General features: G+C 55.4%; 12 protein-coding genes. 4 read left to right on the top strand and 8 right to left on the bottom strand.

Annotated elements, in window-relative coordinates; all coding sequences use genetic code 11:
* Positions 1-136 precede the first annotated feature (136 nt).
* Positions 137-3,112 (bottom strand): transglycosylase domain-containing protein, encoded by a 2,976-nt coding sequence (locus ACP5OT_RS12005; RefSeq protein WP_424676699.1) that lies wholly within the window; start codon positions 3,110-3,112, stop codon positions 137-139.
* Between the two features lie 163 nt (positions 3,113-3,275).
* Here ACP5OT_RS12005 and ACP5OT_RS12000 point away from each other — a divergent pair, with 163 nt between their 5' ends.
* Entirely contained in the window at positions 3,276-4,790 is a 1,515-nt protein-coding gene (locus tag ACP5OT_RS12000) for a DUF4129 domain-containing protein (RefSeq protein ID WP_424676698.1), read from the top strand.
* Positions 4,791-4,837: 47 nt separating this feature from the next.
* Here ACP5OT_RS12000 and ACP5OT_RS11995 read toward each other — a convergent pair whose 3' ends face one another.
* The 5 genes from ACP5OT_RS11995 to ACP5OT_RS11975 form a co-directional block, all read right to left on the bottom strand.
* Complete coding sequence (locus ACP5OT_RS11995; RefSeq protein WP_424676697.1) at positions 4,838-5,917, bottom strand: MaoC family dehydratase; 1,080 nt, start codon at positions 5,915-5,917, stop codon at positions 4,838-4,840.
* A gap of 231 nt (positions 5,918-6,148) precedes the next feature.
* Positions 6,149-7,207 (bottom strand): HpcH/HpaI aldolase/citrate lyase family protein, encoded by a 1,059-nt coding sequence (locus ACP5OT_RS11990; RefSeq protein ID WP_424677271.1) that lies wholly within the window; start codon positions 7,205-7,207, stop codon positions 6,149-6,151.
* 111 nt (positions 7,208-7,318) lie between these two features.
* Positions 7,319-8,548, bottom strand: a complete 1,230-nt coding sequence (locus ACP5OT_RS11985) for a 2-methylfumaryl-CoA isomerase (RefSeq protein WP_424677269.1) — start codon at positions 8,546-8,548, stop codon at positions 7,319-7,321.
* Positions 8,549-8,613: 65 nt separating this feature from the next.
* Positions 8,614-9,831 carry a CaiB/BaiF CoA transferase family protein gene (locus ACP5OT_RS11980; RefSeq protein WP_428132258.1) on the bottom strand — a complete coding sequence of 406 codons (1,218 nt, stop codon included), beginning with the start codon at positions 9,829-9,831 and terminating at the stop codon, positions 8,614-8,616.
* 87 nt (positions 9,832-9,918) lie between these two features.
* Positions 9,919-11,286 carry a CaiB/BaiF CoA transferase family protein gene (locus ACP5OT_RS11975; protein WP_428111982.1) on the bottom strand — a complete coding sequence of 456 codons (1,368 nt, stop codon included), beginning with the start codon at positions 11,284-11,286 and terminating at the stop codon, positions 9,919-9,921.
* A gap of 300 nt (positions 11,287-11,586) precedes the next feature.
* Between ACP5OT_RS11975 and ACP5OT_RS11970 the strand changes: the two genes are divergently transcribed.
* The 3 genes from ACP5OT_RS11970 (at position 11,587) to ACP5OT_RS11960 (ending at position 15,317) form a co-directional block, all read left to right on the top strand.
* Positions 11,587-12,438, top strand: coding sequence for an acyl-CoA dehydrogenase (locus ACP5OT_RS11970; RefSeq protein ID WP_424677266.1), 852 nt, complete (start codon positions 11,587-11,589; stop codon positions 12,436-12,438).
* Positions 12,439-12,935: 497 nt separating this feature from the next.
* A complete protein-coding gene (locus ACP5OT_RS11965) occupies positions 12,936-14,465 on the top strand; it encodes a (Fe-S)-binding protein (RefSeq protein WP_424677265.1) in 1,530 nt (509 codons plus the stop codon).
* A gap of 33 nt (positions 14,466-14,498) precedes the next feature.
* Complete coding sequence (locus ACP5OT_RS11960) at positions 14,499-15,317, top strand: hypothetical protein (RefSeq protein WP_428132241.1); 819 nt, start codon at positions 14,499-14,501, stop codon at positions 15,315-15,317.
* 247 nt (positions 15,318-15,564) lie between these two features.
* Here ACP5OT_RS11960 and fdhD read toward each other — a convergent pair whose 3' ends face one another.
* Entirely contained in the window at positions 15,565-16,431 is an 867-nt protein-coding gene (fdhD, locus tag ACP5OT_RS11955; protein WP_424677270.1) for a formate dehydrogenase accessory sulfurtransferase FdhD, read from the bottom strand.
* A 126-nt stretch (positions 16,432-16,557) separates the two neighbouring features.
* On the bottom strand, positions 16,558-18,792 hold the full coding sequence (locus ACP5OT_RS11950; RefSeq protein ID WP_428132239.1) for an FdhF/YdeP family oxidoreductase: 2,235 nt from the start codon (positions 18,790-18,792) through the stop codon (positions 16,558-16,560).
* Positions 18,793-18,820: the final 28 nt, after the last annotated feature.

The following is an 18,820-nucleotide window of genomic DNA, read 5'->3' as shown; positions in this document are numbered from 1 at the left end:
TGGAGACGCACGGCAGTGCATCTCATTATGTGGAGACGCACGGCAGTGCATCTCATTATGTGGAGACGCACGGCAGTGCATCTCATTATGTGGAGACGCACGGCAGTGCGTCTCCGGTATGGCCTCGTACCTTGTACTACGAATCCGGTGTCGGTGGCGGCAGTTCCGGGTTTGTTTCAGTGTTAGGTTGCGGCGCCGGTTCGGGATCAGGCGCGCGAATGCCGAGCACGATAGTCGTGTCAGGCAAGATCCATTCACCTGCTGCCGGCAATGAACTGAGCACCACATACGGCCCGTACCGGTAATAATCCTCGCCGGCCCGATCGGGACCCTGATAATCGACGTAGATGCGACCCGGATCGATACCCAACAAGGCCAGCACCTCTTTGGCCTGATTTTCACCCAAGCGGCGTAGATCGGGCATCAAGATTGCACCTTCAACCGGTGGTACCGGCACCGGCGGTTTGAACATCTCCTCGGTACATACGGGGAGATCTTCGTACTTAAGCGGCACCGTGGCATCACCACCACGCCATTTGTACTCAACCTTCTCATCGGGATCAGGTGGTGGCAGTTTCCACAGGTAAATCTCACGCACCAGCTCAGATGGATAGCTCGCTTCTGGGGCAGGCCGGCAGTAAGCGCCATCGGTCAATGCACTGAGATCCTGCGGGGGCGGCGCCGCCTTGGGATCGGTAGGTGGAGCCGGTGGCGGGTTAGGCCGCAACTCGCCGCTACTCGTCCACTCTTCCGGGGTAGGAATTCGGACAACGGTCACTTTGTCGTATGCTGAACAGAGAACATCACCCGCGATCAAGTTGGTGAGATTAGCGGTTGGCGTCGGACTTAACAAGGCCGCTTCCTCCAATTGCTTCAGCATCTTTTGGGTAAACACCTCCTCGCGGTAGCCACCAAAGGGGCCGGGCAATTCACAGATAGGGCGGCGCACGACCTCTTCTGGCAAGATAAACTCCGTCTGAATTTCCCCATCAGGAAACGGCGCGGCAAAAAGGATACGATAACGTTCATCTTCAGCAATGAGGCGGAAGATATTCTCCATCACGTTGCGCCAGATGATCCCACCACCGGTCAGACTCTCCACCCGCGCCGTCGGTTCGTTATTGTTATTTCCCGTCCACACGCCAACCGTCACAAACGGCGTATAACCGACTGCCCATGCATCTCGCCAATCGTTGGTCGTGCCGGTCTTGACCGCCGCAGGCAGACTGAGACGCAACGGGCTGTTGAGGCCCCAAATTGCTTGGCGGGCACGGTCATCGCTAAGCATATCTGAGATAATCGCGACCAGTGCCGGATCGACCACCGGTTCGCCGGCCGGCGGCGAGAAGCGTTCGAGGGTACGCCCCTGCGAATCGGTAATTTCGAGAATGGCAACCGGAGGGAAGTAGCGCCCACCGCTGGCCAACGTATTGTACGCGGTGGTTAGTTCCAATGGCGACACCTCGCCACCGCCCAACGTGAGGGACAACCCATAAAAACCGGCACCACGCTTGAGACCGGTACGGATACCGACCCGTTCTAGCAGCCGGATGGTGTAATCGATGCCGGCAAACTTTAGCGCCTTGACCGCTGGCATATTGAGCGAGTTTGCCAGCGCGGTACGGATACGCACCGGCCCGTTCCATTGACCGTTGTAATTCTGCGGAGCATACCAATCACCGGTACCGGTCGGAAACTCGGTTGGAACGTCCCACAATACCGTCTCCGGTGTCATGCCCTGTTCCATCGCCGCCAGATAGGTAAACGGCTTGAGCGCCGAACCGGGTTGCCGTTCACGAGTCGCGACGTTCACTTGCCCATCGAGGACATTCCCCGACTCGCCGGGGGTCTTGGTCGGTTTCACCGCGTTGTAGTCGATACTCCCGACCATCGCCAGAATCTGGCCGGTGTTGGGTTGCATGATCACTACTGCTGCGTTATGGATGTTCCGCGACTCCAGTTCGGCGATCCGCTCGAAGGCCGTGGCTTGCGCCATCCGTTGCAGTTGAAGATCGAGGGTGGTCGTGATCCGTAAGCCACCACCGTACACAATTTGCGGTCCATAGCGCTGCAAGAGCAGATCACGCACATAAAAGACAAAGTGCGGCGCGTTGAGCGGGGCCTCTTGTGGAGCAAAGCGTAGCGGTGTCGCCAGCGCACGTCGCGCCTGTGTTTCGGTAATGTAGCCGTCTTCAACCATTCGACGTAAGACGGCAGCTTGGCGGATGCGAGGAAGTGGTGTACCGGACGGTAAACGTGCATTCGGGTCGAGCCAGTCATCATCAACAAAGACCGGCGGCAAATAGCCACCTTGCTCGTCACGTTCGAGATAGTTTATCGGATTGTAGACAGAGGGTAACTGCGGTAGACCGGCCAGCAACGATGCTTGGTTCAGATCAAGTTCGGCAGCACTGACACCAAAATAAACTTCGCTGGCTGCCTGAATCCCATAGGCAAGATTGCCGTAGAAATTCTCGTTGAGATACAGCTCGAGAATCTGATCTTTGGTATAGATGCGATCAAGCTCTTGGGCCAGAATAATCTCTTTGAGTTTTCGTTCGTAGCGGCGCTCCGGTAATCGCTCTTCCGGCGTCAGCACACTATTTTTAATCACCTGCTGGGTGATGGTTGAAGCTCCACCCACCTCTTCGCCCAATCGTAAGCTATCGACCAGCGTGCGGATGATACCGGCCAGATCGATACCGGGATTGGTGTAAAAGGTTTTATCTTCGATAGCGATAGTTGCCTGTATTAAGAGAGGGCTAATCTCGTCAATCGAGACTTTCGTGCGTTTACCGGTATCAAAGAATTCGTAGAGCAATTTGCCGTTGCGGTCGAACATGCGGGAGTTTTCAAACAAGGCCCGATTATCGAGTAAGGCCAAGCGTGGACGAAGGCTCTCGGCGACTTGGATGTAGGCATTGTAGGCGAAGCCGGTGAGTGCGATGAGCACAACGGCAATCAGCCCGAATACGGCTAAGAGCGCGTTCATGAGCCAGCGACCCAAGGGTAGCTGCGGTGTAGGACGACCACGCACTAGACGTGGTGGGATATGGCGACGACCGTTACGGCCATTACGATGGTATGACGATAGACGACGCGAACGTATCATAGCTGACGTGAAACACCTGTCGGCGTTGGAACGATTATGAATATGCGCCTTGATGAGCGCCGACGGTAGTATAGCATATAGTGGTCTATTGTAACTGATACGCAGATGAGAATGGGATCGGGTAAAATGAACGTGATCCGTGAGTGTGTATCCTAACGATACCATGAATCAACCCTCGCTTGTTACGCCGACCATTCTGATTACAGGCCTTATTACCCTCCTCGTCACGTTGATCGGTGATACGGTGACTGCCGCTACCGATTGGCACATGGTGTGGCTGAGCGGCGCAAGTTTGTTGGTTGGTCTAGAAGCAATCGCGTTGCGTTCGCGGATGGTTGCCGGACTTCACGAAACACAGGGTGGGGCGGTGCGGTATCTGGCCGTTGAGGTGTTTGGACTGATAGCGCTAGCCCGGATCGTTGCGACCCTGGGACAGGGAAGCAACGGTTGGGCCGCGATGATGACGTGGATTACCGACCCGCTCGCCGCGTTCGATGCTCCGTTTCTGTTTTGCTTGCTCACGCTACTGACTGTGGCAGTCCTGAGCCGCAGTGGTATCGCTGCAATTGCCGCACTTACGCCAAACGCTCCGCTCAAGACACCATTGCAGAGTCTTGATATGCTTTTTTACCGCAGTGACGCCATCGCCCGCCGCCAAGTAGCTGTCTCTGCCCTGAGTCGGGCAGTCGGTTGGGGTGGGCTACTGATGATCGTTACGCTGGGGGTGCAATATCGCCAACACACGCTCCCACTCAGTGCAACCGGTTGGATGGCGCTCTACCTTGCCGGTGGCCTAAGCCTGATTACGCTGGCCCAGCGCCGAGCTTTGTTGGCCGATTGGCAGAGCGATGAAGCCGATATTGCGCCTGAGGTTAATCGAAGTTGGCAATGGCTGAGTATAAGTACTATTGGATTGGTGCTTGTCTTAGCACTCGCTCTTCCAGTGCAGGTAGCACCCCTCGTTCCAGATGACTGGCAAGAGACACTTCTATTGATCGGTGGAATTGTTCTCTTGTGTGCGATGATCCTTTCATTCCTGTTTATCGGGATGCTGAGTCTTGTGGCACTGCTGCCGTTGATGTTACTGATGATCTTGAGTTCGCTCATGAATACATCGGCAAATGCGGTGACGCCAATCGTACCACCAATCCTGCCATCATCTGTCGAGAGTACACCACCAGTATGGCCGGGGTTAATCTTTTGGATGTGTATCGCGCTACTGACCGGTTTGGCGTTTTGGACGATCTTGCGCCGTCAACAGTGGGTGAAGCAGGGATGGCCACACTTGTACGAGTGGATAACCGCTGCGCGGCAACAGATAAAACAACGGCACCGAGATCGGCGCTGGCGACTATCGTTTGGGCGACGGCCCACTGCGCCACCAGACCCGATCCGCCCACCGGTTGATATTGCGATCACCTGCTACCACGCGGCTTTGCGCTACGCTGCCAATCGAGGTTACTCACGCCAACCAGCACAAACACCGGCAGAGTTTGCCGAGCATACGGTCCCGCAGTTAGCCGAAGCCGGTGAAGAATTACGCGCACTGACGCTTGCGTATCACCGCGCTGCATATGCCGGACACGCATCTGATCCGGTTGAACAGCAGCAGGTGCGTACCCTATTACGTTGCTTCCGACAAAAGATTATGCAAAGGCGCAGAGTGCGCAAAATATAGGTGAGGATTGAAGGCGTGCCTGTGCGCGCTCAGCGCCTGCCTTCTTCCTACCCAGATGTTGTGGTCGCCGCCATCCGGCGCGGCATCAGCACAGTATAATCAAAATCGAGCACTACCGCCGGATCGTAATTACCATCGGCGTCACGGTAGGGAAAATCGTGGCACGGTCGATCCTTGGTGGCAACGGTGCGTACCCGCAAAGCACCGACATCATCACGCCCCGGAATTTCCATTTTGTCGAGAATCTCCGACCAAGCGTAGATAGTATCACCGGCAAAGCTGGGGTTTGTGTGACGACCGCCATTGATAGCAGCAATGCTGAACGCATTGGCGAGGCCGTTGAACGAGAGCGAACGGGCGAGGCTGATGATATGACCGCCGTAGACAATCCGCCGACCAAACCGACCCTCACGCTCAACGTGGAGGTTGAAGTGAACGCGAGCCGTATTCTGATACAGCCTCGTAGCCTGCATATGCTCGGCTTCCTCGATAGTGACCCCGTCGATATGATCAATCTTCTCCCCGACCTCATAATCTTCCCATACATATGAGCTGCCGGCACGCACAAGATCGTACTGGCCGGGGGCAATTTGGTAAGGCACATGCAACTCGACCACCGGAACGGCATCGGGCAACGACGGTACCACCGGTTCTGGCGCCGGTGCATTTAGATCACGTTTGCGCACCATCACCCAGCGAATATATTCTAAGACCATCTCGCCGCGCTGATTGACTCCTACCGAGTGGACATAGACAACACCGGTTTTACCATCTTTGTTCTGACGTAACCCGATCACTTTTGAGGTGGTTGAAAGGGTGTCGCCGGGATAAACCACCGCGCCAAACCGTCCACCGGCGTAGCCGAGATTGGCGATAGCGTTGAGGGAAATATCGGGCACCGTCTTACCGAAGACAATGTGAAAGACGAGCATGCTATCGAGGGGGGCGCGGTCTAGGCCGAGATTCTGGGCAAACGGAGTCGATGATGTTACGGCAAAACGTGAACCGTAGAGCGAGGTATAGAGGGCAACATCTCCTTCAGTGACGGTACGGGGGGTGGCATGGACAATCTCTTGACCTAACCGAAAATCCTCGAAGAAATTGCCGGGATTGGTTTTGTTGATCATTCGGTTCTCCTTTTATAGATGGCAATGCGATTAGGGCGACGCACCACCGTGTGGGTGACGCACCACCGTGTGGGCGACGCACCACCGTGTGGGCGACGCACCACCGTGTGGGCGACGCACCACCGTGTGGGCGACGCACGCCGTGTGGGCGACGCACGCCGTGTGGGCGACGCACGCCGTGTGGGCGACGCACGCCGTGTGGGCGACGCACGGCGTGCGTCGCTCCAATGATTACAATGATTCCGTAAACCCGTAGGCTTTGGCCAATTCGGGGTCTTTCTTGGCGATCATGCGGGCAAGGTCAACAATCACCTTGGCCTGTTTCCATGTAGCATCATCTTGCATCTTGCCGTCGATCATTGCCACCCCAGAACCATCGGGCATTGCCTCAAGAATGCGTTTGGCGAAAAGCACCTCGTTCACATCAGGGCTAAAGACGCGCTTGGCAATTGGGATTTGATTTGGCGCCAACGACCACGCACCGGTACAGCCGAGCAAGAAGGCGTTGCGGAATTGGGCTTCACAGGCGGCTTCATCCTTAATATCGCCGAAGGGGCCGTAGAAGGCACGTAGCCCGTTGGCAACGGCAACATCGACCATGCGGGCGATAGTGTAATGCCAGAGGTCTTGCTGGAAGAAGGGCCGTTCAGTCTGGCCTTCTTGTGGATCGGCCAAGACACCGTAGAACGGATGGCCGCCGCCAACCCGCGTCGTCTTCATCCCACGCGAGGCGGCTAGATCGGCCGGACCGAGGCTGAAGCCGTGCATACGCGGACTAGCTCCGGCAATCGCTTCGAGATTGACCATCCCTTGCGCCGTCTCGAGAAGGGCGTGGATGAGAATAGGTTTGCGAATCTGATGTTTAGCCTCCAGCAGCGCAAGATATTGATCGACAAAGTGGATATCCCACGGCCCTTCAACTTTCGGGATCATGATGACATCGAGTTTATTACCGACATTCGCCACAATTTCGGCAATATCATCGAGCACCCATGGGCTGTTGAGGGCATTTACCCGCACCCAGACTGCCGTATCGCCGAAATCGGTGTTGCGCACAACCTCGATGAAGCCGGCGCGGGCAGCCTCTTTCGCATCAACCGGAATAGCATCTTCGAGGTTGCCACACAAGACATCAACTTGCTTGGCAACTTCGGGAATACGGGCACGAATCTTTTCAACGTGGGGTGGGAAGAAATGAACAACCCGCTCCGGGCGTACCGGCAATTCACGGATTGGTTCAGGAGCACCGATGGCCAATGGTTTGTAGAAATTGTGCGGTAGTTTACGCATCATTGCCTCCTAAATTCAGATGCAACGCTCAACGCAAAGATGCAAAGAATCAACAGCACTATCGCTGCACCGTTTCCTCGTTGCGACTGCTGCACGCATCGCGTCTCTGCGTTATTCCAAAACCTCCGGTCCGGCGACAATCCCTTCATCGTGTAACCGACCTACTTCACCTTCACTCAATCCAAGCACCTCCAATAAAATCTCGTCGGTATGTTCACCGAGCCGGGGTGCCGGCCGCACGGGTAAGCGTGGCACTTGGCTAAAATCAAGCGGTGATCCGGCCATCAGATATGAACCGATCCCCGGTTGCTCGACCATAGCAAACATAGGGTTATCGGTGGAGCAATCTGGGTCTTGAGCAATCGCTTCACGCACCGTCCGGTATGGCGCCCATGTCACACGGTGTTGCTCGAACACCTTACGTACTTCGGCGAGCGTGCGTGCGTGAAACCATGGTTCAAGCAGTGCAGCAATCTCACGGCGAGCGCGGAACCGATCGCCCTCTTCATCCATGTTGAGCCCCAATCGCTCGCCGAGAGCGTTGAATGCATCGCTCAGGCCGGTCGCCTTCCCCAACGCCTTCCATTGCAAATCGGTCAAACCGACAACCATCACCCGCTTCCCGTCGAGTGTCTCGAAATCGCGCCCAAACGCACCGTAGAGATAATTCCCCTGTTTGGGCCGGTCGGTGTCATTCACCATCACCTCGGCAATCATACCAAGATGACCGATCATCGCTAGCCCGACATCTTTGAGAGCCAGCTTGACCAATTGCCCTTCACCAGTCAGCCGGCGATGACGTTCGGCAGCCAACAAGCCGAGTGCAATCATGTGACCAGTGATGAGATCCCACGCCGGTAACACATGATTGACGACATCAGGCGAGGTAACGGGGCCGGTCATAAATGGCAGGCCAAGTTGCGGATTAACGGTATAGTCAACCTCCGACCCACCATCCCGTCGGCCAACCAGATTCACCATAACCAAATCGGCGCGATGGCGCCTGAGGGCATCGTAGCTCAACCAACCACGGGCGGGAAAGTTGGTAATAAAGAGACCGGCGTTATCACCGGGAGCGCAGATCAATTGGGTCAGTAGCTCTTGACCACGCGGATGGCGAATATCGACCGCGATAGAGCGTTTGCCTTTGTTGAGACCGGCCCAAAACAAGCTATGCTTTCCATCAAGGGTAACCGGCCAGCGCTTGTAATCGAGACCACCACCGATGGGATCAAAGCGAATCACATCGGCACCCAACTGAGCCAACGTCATCCCGCCGAGCGGTGCAGCAACAAAGGCTGAGCCTTCGACGACACGCATACCACTGAGAATGCCGTTCATGGACTCCTCTTGCCGTATCAGACTGTGACGATCACACGGAACCGTCACAGTGCTAAAACCTCTGCCTAGATCACTCGCTTGGCGCGCAACTCACCGATCTGATCGTCATTCATCCCCAGCCACTCTTTCAACACCTCCTCCGTATGTTCACCGAGTTTGGGACCAAGCGAGCGAATCTTGCCGGGGGTTTCCGAGAGTCTCGGCACGATATTGGGCATAATCAGTGTTTCACCAAGATCCTCGGCATCGATGGCGACCAAATTGCGCCGGGCATGAACATGGCGATCACCGAAGAAATCAGCAATATCGTTGAGCGGCGCTGCCGGCGTGGCAGTTGCATAGCACCGTTCGAGGACTTCGGCGCGGGTCAACGAGCTACACCAATCACGCACGATCTCGTTAACATCACTGGCGTGGGCAAGACGGACTTTCTGATCGCCATACACACTCGACGAGGCCAACTCAGGGCGACCCATCGCGTTAGCAAGACGGGCAAAAAGCTTGTCTGTCGCGCACGAGATCGCCACCCATTTCCCGTCTTTGGTCTGGAAGTGACCGTGGGGACAGGCAAACTCGTTGTAATGCGAGCCGTGCCGCTCACGCACCTTACCGTACATCCCATACGCGGGAACCAATTCATCACTACAGCGGAAGACCGACTCGTAGAGCGCAGCATCGACATATTGACCGCGACCGGTCTGTTCGCGGTAGCGCAAAGCGAGCAGAACCCCGATACAGCCGTATAGACCGGTCATGTAATCGGCGAGAGTGGTTGAACCGGGCGTGACCGGCGTCCCCTTCGGCATACCGGCCAGATACGCGATCCCACCGACGGCGTGGGCGATGCGGGCAAAGCCGGGACGGTCACGATAGGGACCGGTTTGGCCGTACCCGGTCACACGGAGCATAATCAGGCGTGGGTTAATCTTGCTGAGCACATCCCAGCCTAATCCCCACTTTTCGAGTGTTCCGGTACGAAAATTCTCGCAGAGCACATCCGCTTGCGCAACCAGTTCTTTAAAGACCCGCGCCCCTTCAGGATGTTGCAGATTCAGCGTTACCGAACGCTTATTACGCGACTCGCTCAACCACGTTAACGTATCACCGCGTGTAGTCGGGGTACCAAAGCGACGTAGCGCATCACCACCAATCGGATGTTCAACTTTCAACACATCGGCCCCAAACTCACCGAGCAGCGTCGCGCAGAAGGGTGCTGCAATCACGGTTGCAGCATCGATGACGCGGAGGCCTGCTAAAGGCAACGTCGTATCGGTTTCAGCCATCACCTATACCTCGTTCTATATGCGGGTTTGCAACGGAGAACAGGTACACCTCTTCACCTTTGCCGGTTTACATTCTATCGGTACGCCCTAGATAATTTTGCGGCTACGCAAATGCTTGATCTCTTCAGCAGAAATATCGAGCAACTCGCGCAGCACCTCATACGTCGCATTACCCAGCGGCGGCCCAAGATTGGTAATCCGACCCGGTGTTTCAGACAGCGTCGGGATCACATTGGGAACTACCACTTCACCGACACCTTCGGCTTCGATCCGTGCCAGATTACCCCGCGCACGAAAATGTTCATCGTTGAACATATCGGCAATACTGTTGAGCGGTCCAACCGGTACCTCTTTTTCCAAACAGCGGCGCATCACCTCATCGCGCGTGAGGGAACCAACCCAATCGATGGTAATCTGATTCACGACATCGCGGGCTGCCAAGCGCTTCCGTTGATCGCCGTACAACTCAGGCGAAGCCAATTCAGGGCGTTCCATCGCCTCGGCCAACCGCTCAAACATTTTATCGGTGGTACAGGCAATCGCCACCCATTTCCCGTCTTTAGTACGAAAATGACCATGGGGCACGGCAATAAAGCTTCCCGCACCTTCACGTTCGCGAATCTTGCCAAACAGACCATAAGCCGGGGCAATTTCATCAAGAATACGAAAGACTGCCTCATAAATCCCGACATCGATCAACTGGCCACGCCCGGTTTTCTCACGATGGCGGAGTGCGATCAAGATCCCAATCGCGCCGAAGAGACTGGCGATATAATCACCGAGCGGTGCCGTACCGGGCAAAACCGGTGTTTCACCGGGAAAACCGGCAAGGTACGATAGACCGCTAAAGGCATGGGCAATGTGGGCAAAACCGGATCGACGGCGGTACGGACCGGTTTGGCCGTACCCTGACACACGTAGCATAATCAAGCCGGGGTTGACAGACTGCAACGTCGGCCACGATAACCCCCACTCCTCCATCGTACCGGGCCGAAAATTCTCGACCAAAATATCAGATTTCGCTACCAGCTTCAGAAAGAGGTCCACACCTTCCCGCTGCCGCAAATCGATGGTTACCGACTTGCGGTTCCGTGCTTCACTCAGCCACGCTAGCGTAGCGTCATGGCGTGTAGTAGCCGTACCGAATCGGCGCATCGGGTCGCCCCCAAGAGGATGTTCAACCTTCAACACCTCGGCGCCAAATTCCCCTAAAATTGAAGCTGCATAGGGACCGGCCAAGAAATTACCGACATCGATCACACGAATGCCGCTGAGCGGTAGTCGATCACGTACCACTGCCGGTTCAGGTTGCGGCTCCGCAGCAGGCGGAGTCGGATCAGCTCCTGGTGCAGATTCGAGGTCTGCTGTCACTACCACCGGCATTTCGGTCTCCGTCATCTCCGTCGTTTCAGTCGTTGCTTGAGTCGTTTTTGTCGGGCGTGAGCCTTTTGCCATCGTTTACCGCTCCTCAAAAATACACAAAACGAACTATCGCATAGAGCACGTCAAGGCTCTATACGGGCCACCATGGCCATGAGCTTTGCACAAAAAGACAAGAAGGGTAGGGATAAAAATCTCGTGTAGTTTTACAATAGCATAGAGTACTCGATTGTGCAATTGCCTGTTGATAACTTTTAACTGTGAGTTGATATAAGTAAATCCTTATAGCTGGATCGTTAGACTATAGACGAGAGCATAATAGACAACAAAGCCGATTGGAGAAAGCAACCGTAGCATAGCAAGGAGCGAACGACTATGAGCGAAGCGGACTGGACGGCGTGGATCGGACAAACGGAGTTGGTCGAGGATGAGATTTGCCTCGCACAGGCATTAGCTGCGGCAGCTACACTCGAGCCACCCTCAGCAACACTTACCGTAGGAGCACCCTTACCTCCCCTGTGGCATTGGTTCTACTTTCTTCCCCGCGCACCACAATCACAACTCGGCAGTGACGGCCACCCCCAACGTGGTGGTTTTATTCCACCAATCCCGTATCCGCGCCGTATGTTTGCGGGGGCAAGAATCCGCTTTCACCGGCCGTTGCTGATCGGGCAGCCGGCCCGTCGTGAGGGCGTAATTCGCAATATCACCCAAAAGACCGGTCGTACCGGCCCGCTTGCCTTTGTGACCGTCGGTTATCAAATCTACCAAGGCGAGAACCTCTGTATCGAAGAAGAGCAGGATATCGTCTATCGCGAACCGGGTGCACCGGTTCCAGCACCGGTGCCGGTTGAGCTGCCACCGGTCACCGATGCTATTACCCGCATCGTTACCCCCGATCCGCGCTTACTCTTCCGGTTCTCGGCATTGACGTTTAATGCACACCGCATCCACTACGACCGTCCGTATGCCCAGCAGGAAGAAGGCTACCCCGGTTTGGTCGTGCATGGCCCTCTTGTCGCAGTGCTGCTGATGGAGCTTGCCCGCCACCATACCACCCGCCCGATCAGCAGCTTCCGGTTCCGTAGTCAAGCACCACTGTTCGATCTTGCCCCGTTCCGCCTTATCGCCCGCTTTGGCACCGATCAGGTTGAGTTGGAAGCGCAAGGACCGGATGGGACCTCTGCCCTCACGGCCACCGCCGAACTTGGGGGAGGCAACGAATAACGCCACGCACAGTGTGTAGACGGGAGGGGCAGAGCCACGAATAACGGCTCTGCCCCTCTTGTGCTGTGAGATCGTGGTTCGTGCATAACCGTATGTTTAGAGAACCATCTTCGTATCTTTCGATGCAAAAGTACGAATTTTGCACTCTTTTTTCGTAATTACCGTCACAATTTATCCGTGAATTTTATCACATATTTTCTGCAAAAAATGTCACAATTTATACAAAACAGATCATATAACAATTCTCGGTGGTAATATTTTCACTCAATGCTCACGGATATCTTGTTAGTATTGAGCTTGCATTGCTCTCCCCGTATCGAGGCAAAGATCACGCAGACAGCGGTTGCCTCTCGATGACGACACAATCGTACTGTATGCGTAGTGTCTACCCGTATCTCACCATCTAATAGTGCAGATCGGTAGGCCCGCCTTTGCGATACCGAGAGTAATGAATTGAGCAGTGAGATAGTCAACAAGAGTAAGAAAGGAGTGCAAGCATGGAAGCAGAAATGCAACTGTTTGTCGACTCGCTGCGGCGCAACATGACCGCCGAAGACGTGGTGAACCTCGAAGCATGCATGAACTGCAAGATGTGCGGGGAGGCGTGCGCGTGGTATCTCGTGACCGGTGATGAAAAGCTCCATCCAACCCACAAGACCGGTTTGCTCCGCCAGATTTATCAGCGCTATCTGACGGTCGAAGGTCGGATCGGGGGTGTACTCGGACTCGTGACGACACCCACCGTTGCCGATTTGAAAGAGAATATGCAGTATTTCTGGGCCTGTACGGCTTGTGGACGCTGTACGTTGGCTTGTCCATCCGGTATCAGTATTCGCCGCATGGTGCGTCTAGCCCGTGCTGCGTATGCCGATTCGGGTCTAAGCCTCGCCAATCCAACGATTCGGTCAATTATCGAGAACACCGACCGTCACCGTCACAGCTTTGGCCTGACGGCGGCACAGGTGCTCGGTCGAGTCGGTTTGTTCTTGCGCAGTGAAGGGCTAGAGGTGCCGGTCAATGTGTCCGGCGCCGAACTGCTCTTTGTTTGTCCGGCTGCCGGAAATACGAAAATCCCCGATTACGGTATCAAACTCATTAAAATTCTCAATGCTGCTGGTGTCAGTTATACCATCTCACCTTATGTTATCGATACCGGTACTGAAATTGATCATATTGCTGTTCATCACAACCTGTCGAAGCAAATGTTGTTGGACTGGGAGGAGGAAGCCGATCGGTTAGGTGTGAAAGCGATCCTGCTGGTGGAATGTGGCTGCGATACGCGCACCCTATACGCCGAGGCAACTGAAACGCTTGGTCGCCCCTTCCGCTACCCGATTATCAGTGTTGATTCTCTGATGCTTGATCTCATCCGGGAAGGACGGTTACCGGTTGAAAAGACCCAGTTGAAGGTAACCTTGCACGATCCATGCTACGCAACGCGCCTCTCTGGGTTGGGTGATCTGTTCCGCGAGCTGTTGCATCTAGTCACCGATAATTTCATCGAGATGACGCCAAACCGCGAGCACAACTACTGCTGCAACGGTGGGGCTGGTGGCATGCGGTTGCCGGAAAACACGAATCTACGGCGCAAGATCTCGGTGCTGAAGGCAAACCAAATTCGCGCTACCGGTGCAGATTATGTCACCTCACCGTGTGTGGTTTGTACGTTATCGCTGGAAGATACCTGCCAGACGTACAATCTCTCGCCCACCGGCGAGCGGATGGCGCTGGTGCTGTTCGAGGTCGTGTATGCCGCAATGGAGCCGGCGCTGGCAAAACGCGGTGAACTCGATCGTATGCGCGTCCCTGCTGAGCTGCGACATCGTGACCATGAGTTCTTTATCGCACATAGTATCGAGGGCCAGATTGCGACACTGATGCAGCAACCCGATTTTCCGGGGTTGCTTGAGTGGCTGGAGAAAGACGATATTGTGAAGCGATTTAGCAAAGATCATCCACAGGTCTACGATCTCCTCCGATCGTGGCGGGAGTTTGCGATGTCGCTCGATCCGGAATGCTGTCGGTAGGTTAGTCAGACGATAGTACGCAGGAGGTGAGTGATGATCGAATTGTTGAATATCATTGCGCCGGTGGCGCTGACGATCTTTGTGGTCGGGGTGGGCTTACGGTTAGGTCGGTTCGGCGTCGCGCTGCTGACGAAACGCCATCCGCGGGGCGTGTCGCCAACGTTCGTACCGATGCCGCAACGCATGGGCGTCTTGGCGGCCTTGAATGCGGTGCTATTTGGACCGTTTAAGCATTTTTATCGCCGGTCAAACCCGACGTGGGGCCGTGGCTATCTATTGTATCACGTGGCGATTATCACCGAGGTGATCGGGTATAGCATTTCGGCGCTCATCGTTTTTGCAGTAATCGTGCTCGGGCGACCGGTACCGGATGTGGCTTTGCATCTCGAAGAGAGCTTTAATTACTCACCGGCCAATCTGCTTGCCATCATCTTCGGCAACGGCGAAATGTTGCAGGCGCGATTTCTGTTCGGTCAGTTTGCTCCCGTGTTTATCGGTATCACGTGGATCGCCATCGGCTTTGCAGTCCTCGGTAATGTGCATCTCATGACGGTGCTGCTGCGCCGATGGAGCGGCGCCGTCGTTGGTGACATTGACCACGCGGCCAAAGGCATCCGTACACCCGGTCGGTTACCGTGGGATCGGCTCGTTGTGCGCACCATTATCTTCTGTATTATCTGGACAGAACTTCTCGCCCGTTTGCATCTCGTTCCCGGTATTGTTTACTTCCATGCACTGCTAGGGTTAGCGTTGTTTGTCCTCTTGCCGTTTACGTATCTCTTCCACATGGTCTATAACTTCCTCGCCATTTTCTACGCGGTGCGGCGGCGGATGGCGCGCACGATTGCGTAACGATTGCACGTCGGATAGGCCCGCCTGAGTGATACCACACGTTGGATCGCTCGGGCGGTCACCTGAATGAATGCAGGTCTTGGGTACAGACTACATGGGCGTTGCCTATAACCCACACCGGTACGAACTGCGTTCACGTAGGGTTGCGCGTGGATCACATTCATCACCTTATTGATGATCGTTCTTAGTCCAAATTTGCATTGAGTATCTCTATGTAGGTTGCGCGTGGATCACATTCATCACCTTATTAATGATCGTCTACGCGTACCACCCGTTCGACACCGGTATAGATATTACACACCGCACCTCGGAGAAAACCAATGAGGGTCATATGAAAGTGCTGAGCCAACGTCACCGCTAATGTTGACGGTGCGCCGACAGCGACCACAATCGGAATGCGGGCCATTAATGCTTTTTGCACAATCTCAAAGCTCGCCCGCCCACTGACGACCAGCATCGATTGGCGCAAGTGAGCCAGAGTGCCGTTGAGGACGTGAGCACCGATCAGCTTATCAACGGCATTGTGCCGACCGATGTCTTCATACAGGGTAAGCAATTGTCCACTTGTAGTGAAGAGGGCGGCAGCATGCAGACCACCGGTACGCGCGAAGAGTCGTTGCGCTTGCCGCAGCGTGTCATCGAGCCCAGCCAAAACGGTACACGTGACCCGCACCGTCGGATCGTCGATCAGCGGTGTACAGCCCCGGAGATGAAGCGACTCGAGCGAGGCTTTACCACAAACACCGCACGAAGAAGAGGCGAAGAAGAAGCGACGATGCGCCTCAAGATCAAGATCACGGTCGGCGTGCAGATTGACCATGAGTGTGTTGAAGCGCACCTCGTCATCGAGTTCCGCATCAACACAGTAGCGAATGGTCGTAATGTCGTAGCGATCACGAATAATACCCTCACCGAATAGAAACCCGGTAGCCAACTCCACATCGGCATCAGGGGTGCGCATTAGGGTGGCGAGCTGCACTGTCTGCTGAGTACTCGGTATGGCGAGCCGTATCTCCAGCGGCTCTTCGACGACGACCGCATCTTTTTCGCGCCGGCAATACCCCTCGCGCACCTTGACTACGGTATGCCGACGAACGGTTGCTCGGGAGATCATCGGTTCCTCACTTGGTGGTACAAGACCCAACCACGCGCCGCCGGGCGGGCATCGCTCCCTATGCCGAGCCATGCAAGTTCCTCACTTGGTGGTACGAGGCCCAACCACGCGCCTCAACCCGTTGCGTCATTCAACCATCACCGGCACCTCGACCGGATGAATACTCACGATGGCTTTGTACGCCGGAACACCTGACCCCGGATCGCGCCGATGTGCATCGATCAAGACATTTCCTTCCGGCCAATGTACCTGCACGTTCCCCGACTTCAATGGAGCAAACTTGATCCGTGCCCGGAGTTCACCTACTGCTGAGCGCAGCACAACCCACTCACCTTCCCGTACTCCCAACCGAGCCGCATCGTCTGGATTGATCAGCACATCATCGCGGTGTGCCCCGTTGAGTGGATCGCGTTCATCATGAATCAGCGAATTGAATTGCTTCCCACGTCGCGTCTTGAGCACGAACATACCTGGCGGGAGATTTGTATCCGGTGGCGTGAGTGGGGTAAACTGCGCTCTCCCATCGCGGGTCGCAAAAACACCATCGCGACAGAGAATACGACCTCCCCATTGCACATGATCGCCGGCTTTGCGCAGATGCTGAATACCGTCGTACTCAGGAACAATCCGCGCAATCTCATCACGAATCTGCTGACCATCGCCAAAACGGATCAGTCGTGACCGTTCAGGATAGGTGCGTTCGGCGACATGCATCAGAATCTCCCACTCACTGCGCGCCTCAGCCGGTGGCGGGGTGATATATGGGGAGAAGATAATCTCACGCTCGGTGCTTGTCTCGGTACCGCCATCGCGTTGCTCGTAGCGCGTCGCCGCCGGGAGCAAGATGACTGTATCGGTGGGATCGACCAGCATCTGGCTCGAAAGCACAATATCCTGATGAACACGCAGGGCCGGACGGCTCAACGCAGTACGGATATAGGCCGGATCTGGCATTGTATCGAGAAAGTTGCCACCGACGGCATAAAATACCTCAAGTTGCCCATCGTAAGCGGCATCGATCATCTCGCCACAGCTTAGCCCTTTCCAATCGGGTACGGCAAAACCCCACTGCTCGCTCAGCCAACGGGCATGCTCGGCATTCACCGGCTTACCGCCGGGAAATGTGGTCGCGGTACAGCCCATCTCACCACCACCCTGCACGCCACTATGGCCACGAATCGGCATGACACCACAATACTCACGACCGATAAAGCCGCGTGCCAGCGCTACATTAATGATCGCTTTGACATTCTCAACGCCGTACTCGTGCTGGGTAATCCCCATACTCCATACAAAGACGGCACTCTTCGCGTGGGCCAATAGTTCGGCAAACGCCAGCATCTCGGCACGGGTCGAACCGCTCGCCTGTTCTAGTTCCGTCCACGATTGGGTTGCCAACGTCGCCTGCATCTCGTCGAACCCACGGGTATGTGCATCGATAAAGGTACGGTCGAGCCAACCGCGTTCGATCAGGTGTTTCAGCGTACCGTTGAGAAACGCTATGTCCCCACCGATCTGGATCTGAAAAAAGCGGTCGGCAAGCCGCGTACCAAACAAAGCGCTTTCAAACACACTCGGTACCCAATAGCGCTCAAGGCCCGGCTCGCGATAGGGGTTAATCACCACAATGCGGGTCCCGTGCTGCTTCGCGTAATAGAGATATTTCGTCGTCACCGGTTGGTTGTTGGGAGCATCGCTCCCGATAAACACCAACACGTCGGTCCCGATCCAATCGCGATAACTACAGGTCGAAGCGGCGACGCCGAGCGTCTGTTTCATCGCGGTGGTACTCGGCGCGTGACACAGACGAGCCGCGTTATCGACGTTGTTCGTACCCAGAAAACGCGCTACTTTCTGCGCCACATAGTACGTCTCGTTGGTAATCCCGCGCGAGGTTAGATAGAATGCGATCCGACGCGGATCGACAGCGCGAATACGGGTGGCAATCTCGTTTAAGGCTTCATCCCACGTTAGGCGGCGGAAACCGGCTTCACCGCGACGCCGGATCAGCGGATAAGGGAGACGACCCAACGCCCGCAACTCACGCCCGTTGAGTGATTGCAGGGAGGCTACATCGGCGAGACGGCGAATATCGAGTGGCGGCATTGTATTGAGCCGCAACAGATTCAGCCGTACTGTGCAGAGGTGAACACCCTTCATAGTAAAATCGCGCAGGCCGGTTGTACCGAGAGCACAACCATCGCATACACCCTTGTGCAAAATGCGCCATGCTGTACCTAAGTTATCGCGATTTTCCCAAATAGTGCGCACGATTTCCCAATAATGGTTGGGCTTCACCTGACCCAAACCATTAGGGACCAAACTAACCCACGTTGCCGGATTCCAGCCCCGTCGTTGCATATTGACTCCTCACGTTTTGAGCGAATTG

Source organism: Chloroflexus sp. (genome assembly GCF_049970315.1).
GTDB lineage: Bacteria > Chloroflexota > Chloroflexia > Chloroflexales > Chloroflexaceae > Chloroflexus.
This window is presented reverse-complemented; position numbering and strand designations above follow the sequence as displayed.